Raw genomic sequence first — 21,028 nt, 5'->3', positions numbered from 1 at the left:
ATTTTAGTATAAAGTGATGCCGTTAACCGTTTAGAGACTCCCTGTTCCATGAGTGAACCATTCAATACCTGGCAAGCCCGCTTCGAAAAGCTGCGCTCAAACAAGCTGTTTGAAGGCGCCGTGATTTCCATCATTGTGATTTCTGCCCTGGTAATAGGCGCGAAAACCTATGAGGAAACCTCCCGAATAGAGCAGTGGCTGCTTTATCTTGATATTGCCGTAACCGTGTTCTTTCTGATTGAGATTTTGATCAGAATGGCAGCCGAGCGCAACTTAGTCAGCTTTTTTAAGAAAGGTTGGAATGTTTTCGATTTTCTGATAGTGACCGCTAGCCTTATCCCCATGGACGACTCGGAGATGGTACTGCTGGCACGCTTGCTGCGAATTTTCCGTGTTTTGCGCTTGGTGTCGATGATTCCTGAGCTGCAAATGTTGCTGGGAGCGTTGGTGAAGTCGGTCCCTCGGATGGGCTATGTCGTACTGCTGATGTTTATCATCTTTTATATCTATGCTGCCCTGGGTAGCTTTTTATTCCATAACGTTGACGACTTTTTATGGGGTAACATTTCCGTAGCGATGCTCACGCTGTTTCGCATCGCTACGTTTGAAGATTGGACTGACGTTATGTATGCCACCCAAGAGGTCTATGCTTGGAGTTGGATCTATTATTTGACGTTTATATTCCTTACCGCGTTTATTTTCCTCAATATGATGATTGGTATCGTGCTCGATGTTATGCAAAAGGAGAGTGCGCAGATGGAGTTGGATAGCGGCGAAGGCGACTCAGCTCAATTGCAAGCTCTGCGTAGCGACGTGCATACGTTAAAAGCGCAGCTTGATCGTATGGAGGCTGCCATGGCCCATAAAGGCACTCTATCAGCTTCAAGTGACCAAACCGACCAACCTAATACAGGGTTGCCAAAAACAGATTAACGACAGGAGCGACGTCATGATGTTGTCCGATCCCTCTAAAAAATATCGCCCCTTCGTGGCCGTTGAATTGCCTGACCGCCGTTGGCCTAGTCAGCGTATCGAAATGCCTCCTATATGGTGCAGTGTAGATTTGCGCGATGGCAACCAGTCGTTAATCGACCCCATGGATCAAGAACGCAAACAGCGTTTGTTCGATCTACTGCTGAACGTTGGTTTTAAAGAGATTGAGGTGGGCTTCCCATCGGCATCACAAACTGACTTCGACTTTGTCCGTTCGTTGATTGAGCAGGATAAAATTCCTGATGATGTGACGATTCAAGTGCTGACCCAGGCGCGTCCGCATTTAATTGAACGCACGTTCGAAGCCCTTAAAGGCGCTAAAAACGCCATTGTGCACGTCTACAATGCCACCGACCCGATGTTTCGGCGGGTAGTGTTTAATGTAGATAAAACAGAGTGCGTGCAGATCGCCGTTGATGCCACGGCGCAAATCCGCGATTTAATGGCCGCTAATCCAGAGACTCACTGGACCTTCCAGTACTCGCCTGAGCTATTCACCACCACGGAGATGGACTTTGCGGTGGAAATTGTCGAAGCGGTGATGGATACCTTCGGGCCTAGCATTGATAACCAGATGATCGTTAACTTACCGGCCACCGTCGAAGTCGCAACACCCAATAACTATGCTGATCAAATTGAGTGGTTCTGTCGTCATGTTAAAAAGCGCGACACGCTGATTGTCAGTGTACACCCTCATAATGACCGCGGTACTGGCGTAGCGGCGGCAGAGTTGACGCTAATGGCCGGTGCTGACCGGGTGGAAGGTACGCTGTTTGGCAATGGCGAGCGTACTGGTAACGTGGATATCGTGACGCTTGCGATGAACCTTTATACTCAAGGCGTTCACCCGAACCTGGACTTCTCCAACATTACGCCCATTATGCGCGAGGTCGAGTACTGCAATCAGTTACCCGTCCACCCACGCCATCCCTACGTTGGCGATTTAGTATTTACCGCGTTTTCAGGCTCGCATCAGGATGCGATTAAAAAAGGCATGGCAGATCGTCGTGCTCATCCCGAGGCGCCTTGGGATGTACCCTATTTACCTATTGACCCGCTGGATGTGGGGCGTAGCTATGAAGCAGTAATTCGTGTTAACAGTCAGTCTGGAAAAGGCGGTATTTCCTATCTGCTGGAACAGGAGCACGGCATTGAACTACCGCGTAGGCTGTCGATTGAGTTTAGCCAAGTCGTGCAAGAAGTCGCTGACCGCACTGGGCGCGAAATTACCTCACAAATGATTTACCAGGCGTTTGCTGATGAGTACCTGGAGCAGCATTCGCCGCTGGCGCTGATAAGCCATCGCCTTTCCTCTGAACCAGAAAGCCCAAAAGTTGCGCTTGAAGCGATACTGGAACGCGGAGGTGAGCGCCAAACGGTAACCGGTGAGGGCAACGGCCCCTTGGCCGCGTTTGTGAAAGCGCTGGTGGCTAGCGGCCAAGAGGTGGAAATAATTGATTACCATGAGCACTCCCGCGGACAAGGGGCCGATGCTGAAGCAATTGCCTATGTTGAGGTGCGCATTGATGGCAAAGCAGTGTTTGGTGTCGGCACCGACGAAAGCATCACCAGCGCGTCGATGAAAGGTGTGCTTAGTGCCATTAACCGTCATCACTCTACCCAGGCGCCGGCTGCCAATGTCACTGCAGAGACGTTAGGGTAAATACCCGATTGGACGTGATCGCTAGCAGACCGATAAGGAGGCGTTGGCCTCCTTATCGTTAGCTAATGTGGTGATGACAGCTAGCATGGTTATGGGAACTACAGCGGCGTCTTGCTAGTCCTGCCAGGCACTTCGCGCACTAAGCGTGGCATTAAGAAACCTGGCAAGTGTTCAAGTAACTGCTTAACCAGTGTTTTGGCTTCCTCATCGGGGACGTCAAAATGGGCGGCACCTTGTACGGGGTCGACCACATGCAAATAGTAGGGCAACACTCCCGCTTCAAATAGGCGTTCGGACAGGGTAGCCAACGTGCTGACGCTATCGTTAATTCCGCGTAGTAACACGCTTTGGTTGAGCAGCGTCACACCCGCCTGCTTTAAGCGTGTGCAGGCATCAATGACCGCTTGGTCAATCTCATTGGCGTGGTTAATATGCAGTACCATGACTTTTTGCAAGCGTGTCGCCGCTAGCCAGCCAAGAAGGGCATCATCAACCCGGTCGGGGATCACTACGGGTAGACGTGTATGAATGCGCAGCCGCTTGAGATGCGGAATATTTTCAAGCTGCTCCACCAGCCACGCCAGCTGACGATCGTTGGCGGCCAACGGGTCACCGCCAGAAAGAATCGCTTCATGAAGGGTGGTGTCGGCGCGCAGGTAGTCTAGTGCTTCCTGCCACTGCGCTCTGGAAGGGGAGTTGTCGCTGTAGGGAAAATGGCGTCGGAAGCAGTAGCGGCAGTTGATTGCACAAGCGGGGCTGGCAATTAACAGAACGCGGCCAGCGTACTTATGAATGAGCCCCTTAACAGGCTGATGCTCTGCTTCTTCTAGCGGGTCGGTGACGTAACCTTGCGGTGTTGAGGCTTCATCGCGTACCGGCAGTACTTGGCGGAGCAGAGGGTCATTGGGGTCGTTGGGGGCAATGCGCGTAAGATAGGCGTCGGGAACACAGATCTCAAACAGCTGGTGCCCAGTAGCAGCACCAGGTAGCCAGCTGTCGTCCAAGTTTAAGCGCTTGCACAAAGTGGCTGGGTCGCGAATCGCTTGGGAAAGCTGCCGCTGCCATGACGCGTATATCTGGGTAGACGGGCGCTTATCAGCGATAATAATGTTCTCCTGCAAAAAAGCCCTCCTTCGGGTTATCATGCGCGCACTTATTAGACGACGCTTACAACGACATTATCAACGGCGAAGCATGGCTTCGCGCACTATGTTACTGAAATAAAACACTGAGAGGCATCATGGCGAACTATTCTACCAATGAATTCAAAGGCGGTTTGAAAGTAATGCTCGACGGCGATCCTTGTTCTATCGTCGAGAACGAACTGGTCAAGCCAGGCAAGGGGCAGGCATTTAACCGCGTTAAGCTACGCAACCTGATGACTGGCCGTGTTGGCGAGCGTACTTTCAAATCCGGTGACTCACTGGAAGGTGCCGATGTCATGGATTTGGAGATGGAATATCTCTACACCGACGGCGACATGTGGTATTTCATGAAGACGGATGGCTCTTTTGAGCAGTATGCCGTTGAAAAGAAAGCGTTGGGCGATACTGAGAAATGGCTCAAGGAGCAGGTGCCTTATATTATTACGCTTTGGAACGATAAAGCGATTTCCGTTACACCACCCAACTTCATTGAACTGGAAGTGGTTGAGACGGACCCAGGTTTGAAAGGTGACACTGCCCAGGGTGGTTCTAAGCCTGCCACACTTTCATCAGGTGCGGTTGTGCGCGTACCGTTGTTTATCAACCAGGGTGAAGTGCTGAAGATTGATACGCGTTCTGGCGACTATGTTTCTCGAGCATAAGTGTTTCTCGAGCATAAGTGTTTCTCGTGCCTAAGCGTTTTTCAAACATAAGCGCTGCCGAGTGACCGGTAGTTAGTTAGCCGCGAAAGCATCTACTTTATAAAGCCACGTGATGACCATGCGTGGCTTTATAGCATTGGAGGGGACGTAAATGACGGCTAGCTGGCAGCCAACGGCAAGTATCGAAACGTTGCGCGAGCGTGCGCGCTTACTCGCTGGGGTGCGTGCATTTTTCGCTGAGCGGGGTGTGCTGGAGGTGGAAACACCGATACTGGGGCAGGGTGGCAGCACCGATGTGCACTTAGTCTCGCTGTCTAGCATGGCGCGTACGGATAAAGGCCAGCGTAGGCTTTGGCTGCAAACGTCGCCCGAGTTTCATATGAAGCGCCTGCTGGCCGCAGGTAGTGGGCCGATATTTCAACTAGCTAAAAGTTTTCGTGATGGTGAAATTGGCAGCCGCCATAATATTGAATTCACTATGCTTGAGTGGTACCGCCCAGGGTTTACCCTGGCACAGCTGATTGATGAGACGACCACGCTGGTTGCTAACGTGCTGCCGAGTTTTGTAGGCCCCGTGGTGCACTATCGTTACCGTGAGCTGTTTCATACCTACTTAGCGGTAGACCCCTTCACGACATCTATTGAGACATTGCGTACTTTGGCTGCAGAGCGTGGCCAGATGTCGGCAAATGCGCTAACAGAAGAGAGTCGCGATACTTGTCTCGACCTGTTAATGAGCATGGTAATTGAACCAACGCTTGGCCAAAACGAACTTAGTGTTGTGTTGGATTATCCTGCCAGCCAAGCGGCCTTGGCGCGCCGCCATCAAGACGCAGATGGTGAGTGGGTCGCTTCTCGCTTTGAGCTTTATCTCAATGGTGTTGAACTGGCGAATGGCTATGATGAGCTGATTGATGCTGAGGAGCAGCGGCTGCGTTTCAGTGAAGATAATGCTGAGCGTCGCCGTTTAGGTTTACCTGAGGTGGATGTTGATGAGCAATTGCTAGCAGCGCTAGACCATGGAATGCCAGAAAGCGCTGGGGTGGCATTGGGCATAGATCGGCTTATTCAGCTGGCGCTGGGTAAAGCACGCCTGGAAGACGTGCTTACATTTTCAACAGCTAATTGTTAGCACTAATTTCTCGCGTTTTAAGGCTCGCCCAGTGTTTGGCCCATTTGTACCTTGGCGCCTAGCGGATTATCTTCAAAAGTCACCGGCTTGGCAAAGCACATCACCACCGTTGAGCCCAGTTTGAAGCGGCCCATTTCAGCGCCTTTTTCAAGCGTGATGGGTTGCCCGAAACGCATGCGCTGAGGGTGGCCTGAAAGCGGCGTCACTTGGCCTGCCCAGACAGTCTCGATCGCCGCGACGATCATTGCACCTACCAATACCATGGCCATTGGGCCGTGCTGGGTATCGAAAATACACACCAATCGCTCGTTACGCGCAAACAGCCCTGGCACGTAGTTAGCGGTTGCTTGGTTGACCGAGAAGAGCCGCCCTGGTACATAAATCATCTCGCGCAGTGTGCCTGTAACCGGCATATGTACGCGGTGGTAATCTCGAGGAGAGAGGTAAACAGTCGCAAAACTGCCGCCCATAAACTCTTCGGCTAGCGCGCTGTCGCCACCTAGCAGGGTTTGGGCAGAAAACGTGTGGCCTTTCGCTTGTACTAACTGACCTGCCTGTAAACGCCCGAACTGTGACAGGGTGCCATCAGCAGGGCTTAGCAGGCCCTCTCCCAATGGACGAGCATCGGCTTTCAAAGCGCGGGTGAAAAAGTCATTAAACGTTGCATAAGCGGTGGGGTCTGGCTCCAGCGCTTGGCTCATGTCCACATTAAAACGTTTGATAAACGCCTTAATTAACTTGTTCTTCACCGCGGGAGCATCGCACTGGGCAAGCTTACCTGTTAAACGCGAAAGCGCATGGTGGGGGAGCGGGTACTGAATTAGGGAAAACGCTTTTTGGGAAACAGTCACAGTCGTATTTTCACTTCTCAATCGGTGTATCGTCGCGGTTGCCCCATTCGCCCCAAGAGCCCGCATAACCACGTATATTAAAGCCCAGCGCTTTACCGACTAGCCATGTGAAGCTGCTGCGATGATGGCTTTGGCAGTGAGTAGCAATTTCCATTTCGGGAGTTAGGCCGAGCGCGCCTAGTTCGGTCATTAGCTCAGCGTAATCGCGGATACGAAGTGCGCGATTGCGATCCATAGCATTGAGCCAGTCCATGTTGACCGCTCCCGGAATATGACCAAGGTGCTTATTGTTGCCTTTTTCACCATCAAACTCGCCTTTAGAGCGAGCATCCCAAACGGCGAACTGCTTATCTGCGAGCTTTTGTTTGATTTCATCGCAGGTGATTAAGGCGTGCGGGCTTAAGATCTCCGCTCGGTACTCACTTGGTGTTGGGGCGGTGGATTCAGTGTTTTCTGCCAAGCCGGAATCTCTCCAGGCATGGATGCCGCCATTCAAATACGAGTAACGGGTGTGGCCGATTAGCTCCAGTGTCCATAGCAGTCGTGCCGCCCAGCCACCGCCCTCGTCATCATAAGCGACGACGTGAGTATCCCGGGTTAGGCCAAGTGCGCTGAACAGGCGTGAGAGAAATTCAGTGCTCGGCACATCGTTGGGTACCGGTCCTTCGCCACGCATTAGGTAGCGAAAATCAAGGTAAATAGCACCCGGTACATGACCTTGGCGATAGCTATCGCCATTTACTGGTACATCGATAATCAGCAGCTGTGGATTATCCAGGTGTTCTTGAAGCTGCTCGGGCTCAACAATCAGCGGCAGTAGGTTGGTTTCCGATGAATGGCTAGCGGTGCTCATTGACAGCTCCCTATGCTTAGCAATTGATATATCAGGCATCAAGCTAATAAAAATTATGCGTTTAAGCTATCGAGAATGCGCCGATAGCTGGCAAAACGTTCTGGATGGATCTTGCCTGCCTCGACTGCTTCAAGTAAAGCGCAGCCTGGCTCGTTGCGGTGGCGGCAATCTCGGAAGCGGCAATGGCCAATGAACGGATGAAACTCAATAAATCCATCGGTAACTTCCTGCTCATCAAGATGGATTAAGCCAAACTCGCGAATACCCGGTGAGTCAATAAGCTCACCGTCAGCCACTTCGTCACTACTCATCGCATAAAGCCGAGCGGTGGTGGTGGTGTGGGTGCCTTTACGCGAATCTTCTGACAGAGCGCCAATACGCAAAGTTTCATCGGGTAGCAGAAGATCAATCAGTGATGATTTGCCCACGCCACTTTGACCGACAAACACAGATGTTCGCCCTTCAAGCTGCTGGCGTAGATCATCTAAGCCAGCTTCATTAGCAGTGGTGGTGCGCACCACGGTGTAGCCCAGAGAGTGGTAGCGCTCAAGCAGTTCTCCCAGTTTGCCACCATCTTCTGGCAGCAAGTCGGTTTTGTTGAGCACCAGCACGGGGGCAATACCTGTTGCTTCGGCAGCGACCAAATAACGGTCAATCAGATTGGGGTGAGGAGCGGGCTCTACCGCAAAGACGATCAGCAATTGATCGATGTTGGCCGCCACAGGCTTAAGCTGGCCCCGCGGATCTGGGCGCTTTAGCACGCTGTCGCGCTCCTCGCGGGCCACGACGACGCCAGAGCCGTCCTGGCCTGCTCGCCAAATCACCCGGTCGCCGGTGACTAAGCCATCTAGGTTGGCGCGAAGGTGGCAACGCACGGGCGTACCATCGGCATCGCGCACTTCTAGTGTTCGCCCGAAGTGAGCCATAACTCGGCCTGGTTGTTCGGCACCATATTCGCCAGCGGCAAGTTTTTCAGCGTCTTTCACATCGCGCTTTTCAGCACGTTGGGCACGTTCCGCTTGGACTTTATCGACTCGCCACTGTTGCTGGCGACTTAATTTACGTTTGCTCATGACCACCTGATGCTCGGTACAATAGTGGCATTGTACTCACCTGGGCAGTCTACTGTCCTGTATTGGGTGCTGGTTAAGGCAATATAAGCCACACTTTAACTCTAATCGCCGTATTAAGTGGCGGTACTGGCCAAGGAATGAATGTAATGAGCGAGCAAACTGCTGACAACGCCACCCCGCGAGATGATTTGCTAGTGTGGATAGACTTGGAAATGACCGGTCTGGATCCAAACAAAGAGCGCATCATTGAAGTGGCCACATTGATTACCGATGCCGATTTAAACGTCGTAGCGGAAGGGCCGGTGATTGCGGTGAAGCAGCCTGATAGCCAGTTGGCACAAATGGATGACTGGAATCAGAAGACCCACGGGGAGAGTGGTCTGGTTGCGCGCGTCAAAGCGAGCACCGTGACTACCGCTGAGGCCGAGCAGCAAACGCTCGATTTTCTTCGCCACTATGTGGTCTCTGGCTCATCGCCTATGTGTGGCAATAGCATTCACCAGGATCGGCGTTTCCTTGAGCGTGAAATGCCGGATCTTTGGGCGTTTTTCCATTACCGTAATTTGGACGTGTCGACCGTTAAGGAGTTGGCAAAACGCTGGAATCCAGGTGCCTTAGCAGGATTTAAAAAGCAGAATGTCCATCTGGCAATGGATGACATCAAGGAGTCGATTGCCGAGTTGGTTCACTATCGCAGTACGTTCTTACGCCTCGAAACGGTAACAGATGAAGAGGAGTAAGGTAGTTTAGAAAAGTGGCTAAGCGCCGTCAGTGGCAATTTTCGCCCCGCGCTTGAGGCGCTGCTCCTCAAGCGCCCAAGCAACGTGCTCACGCACTAAACTGCTGGGATAGGCTCTTCTTGCCCACAAGGCTGCCTCTACCGCGCGACTCCAGGGTGCATTGCCCAGGCCGATGGCGAGATTGCGCAGCCAGCGTTCGTAGCCAATACGCCGAATGGGACTGCCTGCTGTTTTATCCAAAAATTCGTCTTCGCCCCAGGCAAACAGGCTAAGGAGGTCGGCACGGTCAAGGTCATGGCGCGGCGCAAAGTCATCTTCCTGGGTAACGCGGGTGAAGCGAGTGAAAGGACACACCAACTGGCAGTCGTCGCAACCGTAAATACGGTTGCCCATGGCGCGGCGAAACTCCGTGGGTATCGCGCCATGCAGTTCAATAGTGAGATAAGAAATGCATTTGCGCGAGTCGACGACCTTGTCATCTACAATGGCACCGGTTGGGCAGGCGGTTCGACAGGCGCTACAGCTGCCACAGTGTTCCTGAGTAAACGGTGCATCGATAGGCAGCGGCAAGTCGGTATACAGCTCGCCGAGGAAAAAAAGCGAGCCCGCCTTGGGGTTAAGTAACATGGCATTTTTACCAAACCAGCCAAGGCCTGCTTTTTGCGCTAAGGCGCGCTCCATAACGGGGGCTGAGTCTACAAATGCGCGATAACCAAACGCGCCGACTTGCTGCTCGATTTTTTTAGCTAGTTGCGCCAAACGTTTGCGCATTAATTTATGATAGTCGCGTCCTAGTGCGTAGCGTGAAACATAGGCACGGCTAGGTTGGCCCAGTACTTTTGTACTTTCTACTTCAGCGGGTAAATAGTCCATGCGCACGCTGATAACTCGCTGGGTGCCAGGTTCAAGCTCCTCCGGGCGGGTGCGCTTGGTACCATGTTTCGCCATAAAGCTCATGTCACCGTGGTGACCTTTTTCAAGCCAAGCATCTAGGTGTTTTTCATGAGCTGCTAGCTGAGTGTCTGTAATACCTACTTGCTGAAAACCCAACTCTCGACCCCATGTTTTGATTAGGGCTGCAAGACGCGTTAAGTCATCATCAGATAGTGAAAAGGTAGTGGAGTTTTGCATGGTAAATCAACGGTAGCGCGTTAAGCGCGCTATGCTAACGCATAAGTGGTTATCAACCTACTAGCGCCCAACTGTCACCAGATTAAGGAGAGATCGTGCCCACGTTAAGTACTTCCTCGCTACGCCCCCTTTATACAGCGGCTCAAGTGCGCGAGCTTGATCGGCGTACGATTGCCGGCGGTATTGAAAGTTTTGCCTTGATGCAGCGAGCAGCCTCCAGTGCATGGCACAGTTTCCGCTCCCGCTGGCCGCATGCACGAAGCGTGACAGTGCTTTGTGGTAGCGGTAATAACGGGGGTGATGGCCATGTGCTTGCGGCGTTGGCCATGCAGTCCGGGCTTAAAGTACAGCGCATCTCACTTAGGCCTTTCGAGGCGTTGACGGGGGATGTTGCTCGCGCTGCCGAGCTGGCATCGGCGGCGGGCGTTGGTTTGGACCAGTGGCAGTCAAGTACCACCTTGGTTGGTGAAGTGATTGTTGATGCACTGCTCGGTACCGGGCTATCGGGTGATGTTGCCGGAGAAATAAGGCCGGTGATTGAAGCGATCAATACGTCGCATCAACCGGTATTGGCGTTGGATATTCCCTCTGGCATCTCGGCAGACACGGGTGCCGTCATGGGGCTGGCCGTCAATGCGGCCTGCACGGTGACGTTTATAGGCGACAAAATTGGCCTGCATACTGGCGATGCACCTGCTTATACCGGCGAAATTGACTTCCGTCCGTTAGGTGTCAAGGCGCAAGCGTTTTTTGATATACCGCCCAGCGCATGGCGTTTGGACGATGAGCTTTTGGGTGAGGTATTCACGCCGCGCTCCCGTATCAGCCATAAAGGTGATCTGGGGCATGTCGTGGTAATGGGAGGTGCACCAGGGTTTGGTGGTGCGGCGTTGCTCGCTTCTCAAGCGGCCGCGCGTTTAGGTGCCGGTAAGGTCAGCTTGGCAACGGCACCTGAGCATGTGACTGCTAGTTTGATGCGCTGCCCTGAGGTAATGGCCCATGGTGTTCGCGGTGGCGCCGATGCAGGCCAATTGCCTTCCCAGGCAGATGTAATCGTTGTTGGGCCGGGGCTGGGGCAAGAGGCCTGGGGGCAAGCGATACTGCAGAGTGCCTTGAAATTAGATGTGCCATTAATTGTTGATGCGGACGCACTCAACCTGTTGGCCAGCCGCTGGCCTGATGAGCGTCGTAATAATTGGGTATTAACACCGCACCCAGGTGAGGCGGCTCGGTTGCTAGGCTGTTCCGTCGCGGATGTTCAAGCAGATCGTCCAGCGGCTGCCCGAGCCTTACAGCGAGCGCGGGGCGGCGTCGTAATTTTAAAGGGGGCGGGTAGCTTAGTGGCTGGCCCCAGCGGGTTAGTAATCTGCCCCTATGGCAATCCTGGTATGGCCAGCGGCGGCATGGGGGATGTGCTGAGCGGTATGCTAGGTACACTGGTTGCTCAGAACGACAATATGGAGCGTGGAGCGTGGCTTGGGGTGATGGTGCATGCGCTGGCCGGCGATGAAGCGGCTAAAGCAACGGGTGAACGTGGCTTGCTGGCAAGTGATCTGGCATCCTATGCACGAGTGTTAATTAACCCGTGAAGGCGGCCTACATGCAAGTGCAATTGAATAATGAAGTGTCTCACGTTGCCTTTGGTGAGGCATTAGGGCAGGCGCTGCAAGGTCACGGGCGTGTTTATTTAGAGGGCGACTTAGGCGCAGGAAAAACAACATTGACGCGTGGTATATTGCGAGCTTATGGCTACCAGGGGGCGGTTAAAAGCCCTACTTATACTCTGGTAGAACCCTACGAACTGGGGGCGCAGCGCATTTATCATTTAGATCTGTATCGTTTAGCAGATCCTGAAGAGCTTGAGTTTATCGGCGGACGAGATGTGCTTGCCGATGACGCGCTCTGTTTAATTGAGTGGCCGAGCCGAGGTGAAGGTTGGCTCCCCGCGCCTGATTTGCGAGTGACACTGGAGGTAGCTGATCCTGGTCGCTTGGTTACGCTAACCGCAGAAACTGACTTGGGTGAACGGGTGATCAGCGAGATGGTTAGCAAGCATGGCAGTGAACAGCTTGAAAGTGGTGTGATTCAATGGCTATAAACAGCGCACTAAACTATCTGGCACGCGGTGTGTCGTTTGGCTGTGTTCTTATGGTGGCAGGCGTGTCATCGCTGCAAGCGGCAACGGTAGAGAGCATGCGGTTGTGGGCGGCTCCTGATCATGCGCGTTTGGTGTTTGATTTGACGGCAGCAGCAAACGCTAATGTATTTTCCCTTGAGAACCCGTCGCGGTTGGTCATTGATCTTGATGAAAGCTACCTAGACACCGATGTGTCTACGCTGCCATTGGATGGGAGCGCTATTGATGAAGTACGAACGGGTGTTCGGGACGGCGGTGGACTTCGTGTTGTTCTGGAGCTTAACCGTGAAATATCCCCACGTCACTTTGCATTGCCACCCAACGACCAGTATGGGCATCGCTTGGTGGTCGATCTTGAGTACCCGGGCGAGAGCGCGGTTGAAAACCCTATTGATCCCATCGAGGCGATGATTCGTGACCAAGAAATCCTTGCTCAAAGAGCTAATGCTCAGGCTCGGGCACAGGGGCAGTCACAGGGGCAGTCACAGGGGCAAGTGGTAGCTGAAGAGGTGGTGTCGCCAGCGGTAGAGCCAACGACTACCGCGGTTCAGCCAGCTCAACCGCATCCGCAACGGGATATTATTATTGCTGTTGATGCTGGGCATGGCGGCGAAGATCCTGGCGCAATAGGTCCTTCTGGAACACGCGAGAAAGATGTAGTGCTGGAGATTGCACGACGTCTTGCCGCAGAGGTAAACGGTACGCGCGGCTTTAAAGCGGTACTCATTCGCGATGGTGATTACTACTTGGGTCTTCGTCAGCGTACCCAGCTTGCTCGGGATCAAAAAGCAGACTTTTTTGTATCGATACATGCCGACGCATTTACGAGTCCGCGGCCCCAGGGGAGCTCTGTTTACGCACTTTCCCAGCGAGGTGCAACGTCTGAAACTGCTCAATGGCTGGCTGATAGCGAAAACCGCTCTGACTTGATTGGTGGTGTTGATGGCAACCTTTCATTGCGCGACAAAGATCAAGTACTGCGAGGTGTGTTGCTAGACCTCACGATGACGGCAACGTTAAACGATTCGCTATCGATTGGTGGCCAAGTGCTCGACCAACTAGGTCGTATCAACCGTCTCCATAAGTCTCGTGTTGAACAAGCGGGTTTCATGGTGTTGAAATCGCCCGATATTCCATCGCTACTTATCGAGGTTGGCTTTATTTCTAACCCTGATGAAGAGCGTCGCCTGCGGGATCCGGTCCATCAGCGTGGGTTATCAACGGCTATTTTCAATGGTTTGCGTGATCACTTCGAGCGTAATCCGCCGCCAGCAAGTCTATTGGCATGGCAGCGCGACAATCAGCGTCGTCCGAGCGGTAACGAGTACCGTATTCAGTCGGGAGATACATTGTCAGCTATTGCCGTGCGCCATGGTGTGCCAGTGAATCAACTGAAGCAGGCCAACGATATTAACGGTGACGTTATCCGTGTTGGTCAAGTGCTGCGCATCCCACGTTCATGATTATAGGTTTCCGAGGTGACGGTTGTCTGAATTGATCTCTTCGCCAACGCGCATTCATGTGCTTGATCCTCGTTTGGCAAACCAAATTGCCGCGGGGGAAGTTGTCGAGCGCCCTTCGTCAGTGACGAAAGAGCTGATAGAGAACGCCATTGATGCTGGTAGCCAGCGAATTGAAGTAGAGATAGAGCAAGGTGGCGCTCGGCTTATTAAAGTGCGCGACGATGGCATTGGTATTGGTGAGCAGGATTTGCCTCTGGCGCTTGCTCGTCATGCGACCAGCAAAATCAATAGCCTGGAAGATTTAGAGGGTGTGAGTTCGCTGGGGTTTCGTGGTGAGGCGCTGGCCTCGATCAGCTCTGTCTCGCGACTGGAGCTGATCTCTAATGCCGAAGAGGACCCCCGCCAAGGGTGGCGAGTCGTCGCTGAGGGGCGTGGTATGGAGGCGCGGGTCACGCCTGCGCCACACCCCCGTGGTACCAGTGTCGCGGTACGGGATCTGTTTTTTAATACCCCCGCGCGGCGCAAATTTTTACGCACCGAAAAAACAGAATTTGCCCATGTTGAAGAAGCTTTTCGTCGCCAGGCGTTATCACGTTACGACGTAGCTTGGGTGCTGCGCCATAATCAGAAAGTGGTGCATCAATTGCCACCAGGGGTGACGCCAGCCGCACGCGAGCGGCGCATTGCTTCGCTATTGGGTAAAAACTTTATTGAGCATGCTCGCTACATTGAACGTGAAGCGGGTGGGTTGCGTATTAGTGGCTGGGTCGGCTTGCCCACGCACTCTCGTTCTCAGGCGGATCAGCAATACTTTTTTGTCAATGGCCGCGTCGTTCGTGATCGTTTGGTTGCCCATGCTGTTCGTCAGGCTTATCGCGACGTGTTGTATAACGGTCGTCATCCGGTGTTTGTGCTTTACCTGGAACTTGATCCTGATGTCGTCGACGTCAACGTACATCCAACGAAGCATGAAGTGCGGTTTCGCGATGGTCGGATGGTGCACGACTTCCTTTACTCTAGCCTGCACCATTGTCTTGCTTCTTCTAAGCCTGCTGAAGAAGAACAGAGCACCGCTTGTGGGCATGAAGGTGAAGTAGCAGAGGTAGGTGCTGCGGGCAACACTAATGAGGCCGACGTTCAAACGCCGGCTCCCCGTTGGCAGCAGCAAGGCATGGCGCTATCAGACTCACCTGAGCGCCACCCTGGGGCAGAGCGAGTGCGTCGTTTTATGCAGGGCTACCAAGCGCTGCATCCGGATCATGAAGAGTCGCTATTAACGCCGCAGCCAAGCGCGCCAAGCATTAATACATCAAAAGCGACAGAAGTGCGTGAGGTTACGCAGGCGATGCCTGAGCATGATGCAACCACGGCGCCGCCGTTGGGCTTTGCGCTAGGGCAGTTGCACGGTGTTTATATTTTGGCCCAAAACGCGCAGGGGTTGGTGCTTGTAGACATGCACGCTGCTCACGAGCGAATTGTTTATGAACGCATGAAAAACCAACTGGCCGCAGCCGATGGGATTGATACACAGCCGCTGCTGGTGCCAGTTTCCCTGGCCGCCAGTCGCGCCGAAGTGGCAACCGCCGAAAGTGAGCGCGATGCCATTGCCCAGTTAGGCGTTGAGCTAGATGTGGCGGGTCCAGAAACTTTGCTAGTCCGGCAATTGCCAGCTCTTTTGGCTCAGGCAGATCCAGAGACCCTGATACGTCAAATGCTCGAAGAGCTGTCGCGGTTTGGCCGAACTCATCAGGTTGAAGCACGCATTCATGAGTTGCTGTCGACCATGGCATGCCATGGTAGTGTCCGTGCAAATAGACGCTTAACCATTGATGAAATGAACGCTTTGCTGCGAGATATGGAGCGCACTGAGCGAAGCGATCAGTGCAATCATGGCCGTCCAACGTGGACGCAAATGAGTATGAAAGCACTCGACCGCCTGTTCTTACGTGGACAATAGCTGCGTGGTTAGTTAAGACAACGAAGGGAGTGCTAAGAGCAGATGGTTGACACACGCCCCTGGGCGATTTTTCTAATGGGGCCCACGGCAGCTGGTAAAACCGACACGGCGATGGCTCTGCATGAGCGTTTGGGGCATGAGCTGATCAGCGTCGACTCAGCGATGGTATATCGCGGGATGGATATTGGCAGTGCTAAGCCGAGTGCTGCCGAGTTGGCGCGTGCGCCGCATCGTTTGATTGATATTCGTGATCCGTCTGAGCCGTATTCAGCCGCTGATTTTCGGGAAGACGCGCTGCAGGAGATGCGGCAAATCAGCGCGGCAGGCAGCGTGCCATTATTGGTTGGCGGGACGATGCTCTACTTTAAGCGTCTGGTGGAAGGCGTTGCTAACTTGCCTGCCGCAGACACCGCCATACGTCAACGGTTGGAAGCTGTTCGGCAGAATGAAGGGTTGGCAGCGCTTCATCGTATGCTGGCTGAAGTGGATGCCGATTCAGCGCAGCGCATACATCCCAATGATCCACAGCGCTTAATGCGCGCGCTTGAAGTATATTATGTAAGTGGGCGTCCTATGAGTGAGCTATGGGCGGAACAGCAGCCAGAAACCTTTCCCTGGCGGGTGATGTCGATAGCGTTAGCCCCTAGTGATCGCCAATTGCTACACAACCGCATTGCGGTGCGCTTCAAAACAATGTTGGCTGAGGGCTTGATAGATGAAGTAGCCGCCCTCAAACAACGATCTGACATTCATCTTGGCTTGCCAGCAATGAAGAGTGTTGGCTATCGTCAAGTATGGGAGCACTTAGACGGTAAGTACGACGAAAACGAGTTGATTGAACGTGGCGTGATAGCAACTCGCCAGCTCGCTAAGCGGCAGCTTACGTGGTTAAGAAGTTGGCCGTCGCTTACGTGGGTAGACTCACAGCAGCCTGACGTACTGGATAAGGTGCTGAAATTCGTGCGTGAAAGCGGTGCTTAGCGTAAGATAGTGATTTCGTAAGCAAGTGTTTTCGAGTGGCCGGCTGGCTCTTTTGACAACCCCAGGCCTTTCGGGCAACAAGATTGCGGCGCAGCACCAGTAGGGCGCGCCATTTATAACCAACCCCAACGACAGTTTTAGGGAGAGCAACATGTCCAAAGGGCAGTCCCTTCAAGACCCGTACCTGAACATTTTGCGCAAGGAGCGCATTCCGGTCTCTATTTTCCTGGTGAACGGCATTAAATTGCAGGGCCAGATTGAATCATTTGACCAGTTTGTCATTTTATTGCGCAATACCGTCAGTCAGATGGTTTATAAACACGCTATTTCCACGGTAGTGCCTTCGCGCAACGTGCGTTTGCCGGCACAAGATCCAGCCGCGCCCGACGCGGACATCTAACACCGTTGGATAGCTAGAGAGTCCACGAGGTATTGATTGTTTTTTGAGCGCCCAGATGCCGGTGAAACGGCAGTACTTGTTCACGTTGACTTTCATGATGAGCAAGCACGTGAAGACCCGGGTGAGTTCTTAGAGCTCGTGCGCTCTGCTGGCGCAGAGCCCGCGACATTACTCACTGCTAGCCGACAGCGCCCTGACTCCCGAACGTTTATCGGGTCAGGCAAGTTGGAGGAGCTGCGAGCACTGCTCGCAGCTCACCAAGCAGAACTGGTGATCTTCAACCATAGCTTAAGTCCCTCCCAAGAGCGCAACCTTGAGCATGAGCTCAAGTGTCGAGTGCTTGATCGTACCGGTTTAATACTCGATATTTTTGCGCAGCGGGCACGAACCCATGAGGGTAAGCTGCAGGTAGAGCTTGCCCAGCTTGAATACATGTCCACTCGCCTAGTGCGCGGTTGGACCCACTTAGAGCGTCAGAAGGGCGGTATCGGTTTGCGCGGCCCTGGTGAAACGCAGTTAGAAACCGACCGTCGTTTGCTGCGCGGGCGCATTAAGTCGATTCATAAACGGCTCGATAAAGTACGCAGCCAGCGCGACCAGAACCGCCGCGCACGTTCACGTGCCGAGATTCACAGCGTTTCATTAGTTGGCTATACCAATGCCGGTAAATCGACGCTGTTTAACGCGCTTACCAATGCTGAGGTATACGCAGCTGACCAGCTATTTGCCACGCTTGACCCGACACTTCGTCGTCTCGAAATTGCAGACGTTGGCCCTGTGGTGATGGCCGATACAGTTGGTTTTATTCGCCATCTGCCTCACAAGTTGGTTGAAGCTTTCCGAGCAACGCTTCAAGAGGCTGCGGAAGCCTCGCTGTTGGTGCATGTAATAGATGCTGCTGATCCTGATCGTGATGCCAACGTTGAGCAAGTCGATCGTGTACTCAAAGAGATAGGCGCTGATAGCGTGCCTGTTCTCAAGGTCATGAATAAAATCGACCGTCTTGATAGTGCACCGCGAATTGAGCGCGATGGCCACGGCGTTCCTGAGGTTGTGTGGCTCTCAGCTCAGCAAGGGCAAGGCCTTGATTTGCTGCATGAGGCGCTAACCGAACGTTTAGCAAATGATGTTATTGGCTTTTCGCTTACACTGTCTCCGGAGCAGGGTAAGCTGCGTGCTGGTCTACATGAGTTGAACGCAGTTCGAGAAGAATATTTTGATGAGCAAGGACAGTCTGTTTTAGACGTGCGCTTGCCTAGACGTGATTTCAATCAGCTCATGGCTCAACTTGGTGAGCGTGCTAATACCTATTTACCCGTCGCTTTACGCGAAATTGACGAGTGGTAGTCACGTAGGCTGCATCGCATATATAGGCTTAAATATAAATGAGCTTGGGTATGTGAAGCCTATGTGAACTCGGGTAGAAGTATGGTACAAAATTTATATAGTAATAATATTAAAAGCACCGTGCCTTGCTAACTGTGAGGCTAAGTGCAGGTGAACACCTGAGTGGAGAAGATGTATGGCCTGGAATGAGCCTGGTGGTGGCAACCAGCACGACCCCTGGAGCAGTGGTGGCCGACGTGGTAATAACGGCGGTGATCGCGGTGGAAGTAATGGTGGAGGTAATAATGGTGGCAATAATCAAGGTCCGCCCGACCTCGATGAAGCACTAAAGAAATTCCAAGATAAGTTAAACGGAATGCTGGGTGGCGGTGGCAAAAAAAGCAGTGGCGGTAACGGGAGTGGTAAAAGCGGTGGTGGTAAGCCGCGTAACTCTCTAGCGCTACCTGGTTTGCTGGTCGTTGTCGCTTTAGCTATCTGGGCCGCATCCGGTTTTTATCTGGTCGACCAGTCTGAGCGTGGCGTCGTGCTGCGTTTTGGTGAGTATCAGGGCATCGTAGACCCAGGCCTGCAGTGGAATCCGCCGCTAATTGACGATGTTCGTATGGTGAACGTGACCCGTGTTCGGTCAGTTTCCCAAACGCAGTCTATGTTGACGCGTGATGAAAACATCGTTGAAGTGGAAATTTCTGCTCAGTATCAAGTGGCTAATCCCCGTGACTTCGTATTAAACGTACGCGATCCAGCACTTTCTATCGAGAATGCCTTGGACTCCGCCTTGCGTCACGTTGTCGGTGGCACTGACATGATCGACATTTTAACCTCTGGTCGTGAAATTTTAGGTAGCTCTGTGGCAAGCCGCCTTCAATCTTATTTGGATGCTTACGGCGCTGGTATTCGTCTCCAGACAATTAACATTGAGTCAACCTCTGCGCCTGCGCCCGTTATCGATGCTTTCGATGATGTTATTCGCGCACGTGAAGATCGTCAGCGTACGATCAACGAAGGGATGGCCTACGCCAATGCCATTATCCCTGCAGCTCAAGGCCAAGCGCAGCGTGTCGTTGAGCAAGGTCAAGGTTATAGAGAGTCGGTCGTGGCTGAAGCACAAGGTCAGGCTAACCGCTTTAACGCATTGTTGACCGAGTATCGCAACGCGCCTGACATCATGCGTGAGCGTATGTACCTGGATGCGATTGAAGACGTCTTTGGTAATACTCCCAAAGTACTGCTGGATGTAAGTGAAAATGCGCCTTTGATGTATTTGCCATTAGATCAAATGCGTGGCGGTAGCGCTGCTGGCAGTAATGCTTCTTCCAGTAATAGTGGTGATGGTAGTAGTGAATCGATTGATCCGCGGGTGCTTGATTCGTTACGGGGAAGCCAGAGTAGCTCGTCATCCTCGTCATCAAGTAACCCCATTCGCAGGGAGGGCCGCTAAATGATTAATAATCGATCCCTGCTAATCGTAGGTGGCTTGGCCGCTGTGGCTTGGCTAGCTAGTAATAGCTTGTATGTAGTGGATGAAACCCAGCGTGCCGTTAAGCTGCGTTTTGGTGAGGTCATCGAAGAGAATATTCAGCCAGGACTGCATGTCAAAATACCGATCGCGCAAACGATTCGTAAGTTTGATACGCGTCTGCTGACTCTTGATACTGATACCAGCCGTTATCTGACCCTTGAGCAGAAAGCGGTTATTGTCGACTCTTACGTCAAGTGGCAGGTGGTAAATCCCACGCGTTACTACGAGGCGACTGCAGGCGATGAAATGATGGCGATTCGCCTGATTCAGCCGCGCGTAGATGAAAGCTTACGTAACGAGTTTGGTCGCTTGAATCTTCAGGAAATTATCGCCGAACGTCGCGATGATCTGATGACAGGGCCTACCGCTGAGCTAGATGAGCTGATGCGCGATGAGCTTGGTGTGGCGATACGTGACATTCGCATTAAGCGTATCGACTTGCCAGAAGATGTCTCGGCTGCAGTATTTGATCGGATGCGTTCTGAGCGTGAGCGTGAAGCTCGTGAATGGCGTGCACAAGGTCAGGAAGAGGCTGAGCGTATTCGTGCTAACGCTGATCGTCGGCGTCAGGTACTGCTCGCTCAGGCCAATGAGCGTTCTGAAACGCTGCGTGGTGAAGGCGATGCAGAAGCAGCGGCAATTTTCTCCCAGGCTTATGGTCAGGATCAGGAATTCTTCGCTTTCTGGCGCAGTTTGAACGCTTATCGTGAAAGCTTCGCAGGTGATAACAACCTGCTGGTGCTGGAGCCTGATAGTGATTTCTTCCGCTATTTGCGTAGTGCGGTTCCTGGCAACGGAGAGTAGTTATATGTGTGCCCAGCCCCGCAAGGTTATGCAGTCCTAGCGGGGTTCATCTGGCGCACAAACGTGATAGACTTAATTAACCGGGCGTCGCCCGGTTTTTTTGTGGCCCTCATTTCACTAGCGCTTGTCCATGAACGCCTAAACGCGTCATGATGTAGCTGCTTGTTTGGGCCTTCA

General features: G+C 52.8%; 19 protein-coding genes. 14 read left to right on the top strand and 5 right to left on the bottom strand.

The features are described 5' to 3' along the window. Nucleotides 1-48: 48 nt before the first annotated feature. A complete protein-coding gene (locus J4377_RS11220; RefSeq protein ID WP_038485652.1) occupies nucleotides 49-933 on the top strand; it encodes an ion transporter in 885 nt (294 codons plus the stop codon). Between the two features lie 16 nt (nucleotides 934-949). Beyond that, complete coding sequence (gene leuA / locus J4377_RS11215; protein ID WP_253485547.1) at nucleotides 950-2,656, top strand: 2-isopropylmalate synthase; 1,707 nt, start codon at nucleotides 950-952, stop codon at nucleotides 2,654-2,656. Between the two features lie 98 nt (nucleotides 2,657-2,754). Here leuA and epmB read toward each other — a convergent pair whose 3' ends face one another. After that, nucleotides 2,755-3,777: an EF-P beta-lysylation protein EpmB gene (gene epmB / locus J4377_RS11210; RefSeq protein ID WP_253485545.1), complete on the bottom strand. Its 1,023-nt coding sequence runs from the start codon at nucleotides 3,775-3,777 to the stop codon at nucleotides 2,755-2,757. 119 nt (nucleotides 3,778-3,896) lie between these two features. Between epmB and efp the strand changes: the two genes are divergently transcribed. Beyond that, on the top strand, nucleotides 3,897-4,463 hold the full coding sequence (gene efp, locus J4377_RS11205) for an elongation factor P (RefSeq protein WP_038485642.1): 567 nt from the start codon (nucleotides 3,897-3,899) through the stop codon (nucleotides 4,461-4,463). Nucleotides 4,464-4,614: 151 nt separating this feature from the next. Then, on the top strand, nucleotides 4,615-5,595 hold the full coding sequence (epmA, locus tag J4377_RS11200) for an EF-P lysine aminoacylase EpmA (RefSeq protein WP_253485543.1): 981 nt from the start codon (nucleotides 4,615-4,617) through the stop codon (nucleotides 5,593-5,595). A 17-nt stretch (nucleotides 5,596-5,612) separates the two neighbouring features. Here the strand turns inward: epmA and asd are convergent, their stop codons facing one another. From asd to rsgA, 3 genes are read right to left on the bottom strand one after another with little or no spacing between them, the layout of a single operon-like run. Further along, nucleotides 5,613-6,446, bottom strand: coding sequence for an archaetidylserine decarboxylase (asd, locus tag J4377_RS11195; RefSeq protein WP_038485636.1), 834 nt, complete (start codon nucleotides 6,444-6,446; stop codon nucleotides 5,613-5,615). A gap of 10 nt (nucleotides 6,447-6,456) precedes the next feature. Next, nucleotides 6,457-7,299 carry a sulfurtransferase gene (locus J4377_RS11190; RefSeq protein WP_253485541.1) on the bottom strand — a complete coding sequence of 281 codons (843 nt, stop codon included), beginning with the start codon at nucleotides 7,297-7,299 and terminating at the stop codon, nucleotides 6,457-6,459. Between the two features lie 53 nt (nucleotides 7,300-7,352). Next, nucleotides 7,353-8,372, bottom strand: a complete 1,020-nt coding sequence (gene rsgA, locus J4377_RS11185) for a small ribosomal subunit biogenesis GTPase RsgA (protein ID WP_198349143.1) — start codon at nucleotides 8,370-8,372, stop codon at nucleotides 7,353-7,355. Nucleotides 8,373-8,518: 146 nt separating this feature from the next. On the opposite strand from rsgA, the gene orn reads away from it, so the two are divergent. Then, nucleotides 8,519-9,112, top strand: a complete 594-nt coding sequence (orn, locus tag J4377_RS11180; RefSeq protein ID WP_038485627.1) for an oligoribonuclease — start codon at nucleotides 8,519-8,521, stop codon at nucleotides 9,110-9,112. Nucleotides 9,113-9,130: 18 nt separating this feature from the next. Here orn and queG read toward each other — a convergent pair whose 3' ends face one another. Beyond that, nucleotides 9,131-10,243: a tRNA epoxyqueuosine(34) reductase QueG gene (gene queG, locus J4377_RS11175; protein ID WP_038485624.1), complete on the bottom strand. Its 1,113-nt coding sequence runs from the start codon at nucleotides 10,241-10,243 to the stop codon at nucleotides 9,131-9,133. A gap of 95 nt (nucleotides 10,244-10,338) precedes the next feature. On the opposite strand from queG, the gene J4377_RS11170 reads away from it, so the two are divergent. The 9 genes from J4377_RS11170 to hflC all read left to right on the top strand — a co-directional run bounded on the left by J4377_RS11170 (nucleotide 10,339) and on the right by hflC (nucleotide 20,851). Continuing rightward, a complete protein-coding gene (locus J4377_RS11170; protein ID WP_038485621.1) occupies nucleotides 10,339-11,832 on the top strand; it encodes a bifunctional ADP-dependent NAD(P)H-hydrate dehydratase/NAD(P)H-hydrate epimerase in 1,494 nt (497 codons plus the stop codon). A gap of 11 nt (nucleotides 11,833-11,843) precedes the next feature. Next, nucleotides 11,844-12,341, top strand: a complete 498-nt coding sequence (tsaE, locus tag J4377_RS11165; RefSeq protein ID WP_038485618.1) for a tRNA (adenosine(37)-N6)-threonylcarbamoyltransferase complex ATPase subunit type 1 TsaE — start codon at nucleotides 11,844-11,846, stop codon at nucleotides 12,339-12,341. 50 nt (nucleotides 12,342-12,391) lie between these two features. Beyond that, nucleotides 12,392-13,843 (top strand): N-acetylmuramoyl-L-alanine amidase, encoded by a 1,452-nt coding sequence (locus J4377_RS11160; protein WP_370687202.1) that lies wholly within the window; start codon nucleotides 12,392-12,394, stop codon nucleotides 13,841-13,843. Nucleotides 13,844-13,865: 22 nt separating this feature from the next. Next, the gene (gene mutL, locus J4377_RS11155) at nucleotides 13,866-15,800 is read left to right on the top strand and encodes a DNA mismatch repair endonuclease MutL (RefSeq protein WP_370687184.1); all 1,935 of its coding nucleotides are present in this window, start codon (nucleotides 13,866-13,868) and stop codon (nucleotides 15,798-15,800) included. 42 nt (nucleotides 15,801-15,842) lie between these two features. Then, nucleotides 15,843-16,781 (top strand): tRNA (adenosine(37)-N6)-dimethylallyltransferase MiaA, encoded by a 939-nt coding sequence (gene miaA, locus J4377_RS11150; protein ID WP_231657126.1) that lies wholly within the window; start codon nucleotides 15,843-15,845, stop codon nucleotides 16,779-16,781. A 151-nt stretch (nucleotides 16,782-16,932) separates the two neighbouring features. Beyond that, nucleotides 16,933-17,181, top strand: a complete 249-nt coding sequence (gene hfq / locus J4377_RS11145) for an RNA chaperone Hfq (protein ID WP_009099947.1) — start codon at nucleotides 16,933-16,935, stop codon at nucleotides 17,179-17,181. Nucleotides 17,182-17,217: 36 nt separating this feature from the next. Then, the gene (hflX, locus tag J4377_RS11140; protein ID WP_038485605.1) at nucleotides 17,218-18,528 is read left to right on the top strand and encodes a ribosome rescue GTPase HflX; all 1,311 of its coding nucleotides are present in this window, start codon (nucleotides 17,218-17,220) and stop codon (nucleotides 18,526-18,528) included. Nucleotides 18,529-18,703: 175 nt separating this feature from the next. Further along, a complete protein-coding gene (gene hflK / locus J4377_RS11135; protein WP_038485602.1) occupies nucleotides 18,704-19,966 on the top strand; it encodes an FtsH protease activity modulator HflK in 1,263 nt (420 codons plus the stop codon). Further along, nucleotides 19,967-20,851, top strand: coding sequence for a protease modulator HflC (gene hflC, locus J4377_RS11130; protein ID WP_253485538.1), 885 nt, complete (start codon nucleotides 19,967-19,969; stop codon nucleotides 20,849-20,851). Nucleotides 20,852-21,028: the final 177 nt, after the last annotated feature.

The organism is Halomonas sp. XH26 (assembly GCF_024138895.1).
Taxonomy (GTDB): domain Bacteria; phylum Pseudomonadota; class Gammaproteobacteria; order Pseudomonadales; family Halomonadaceae; genus Vreelandella; species Vreelandella alkaliphila.
The sequence above is the reverse complement of the archived record's forward strand: the minus strand, read 5'-3'. Positions and strand labels throughout refer to the sequence as shown.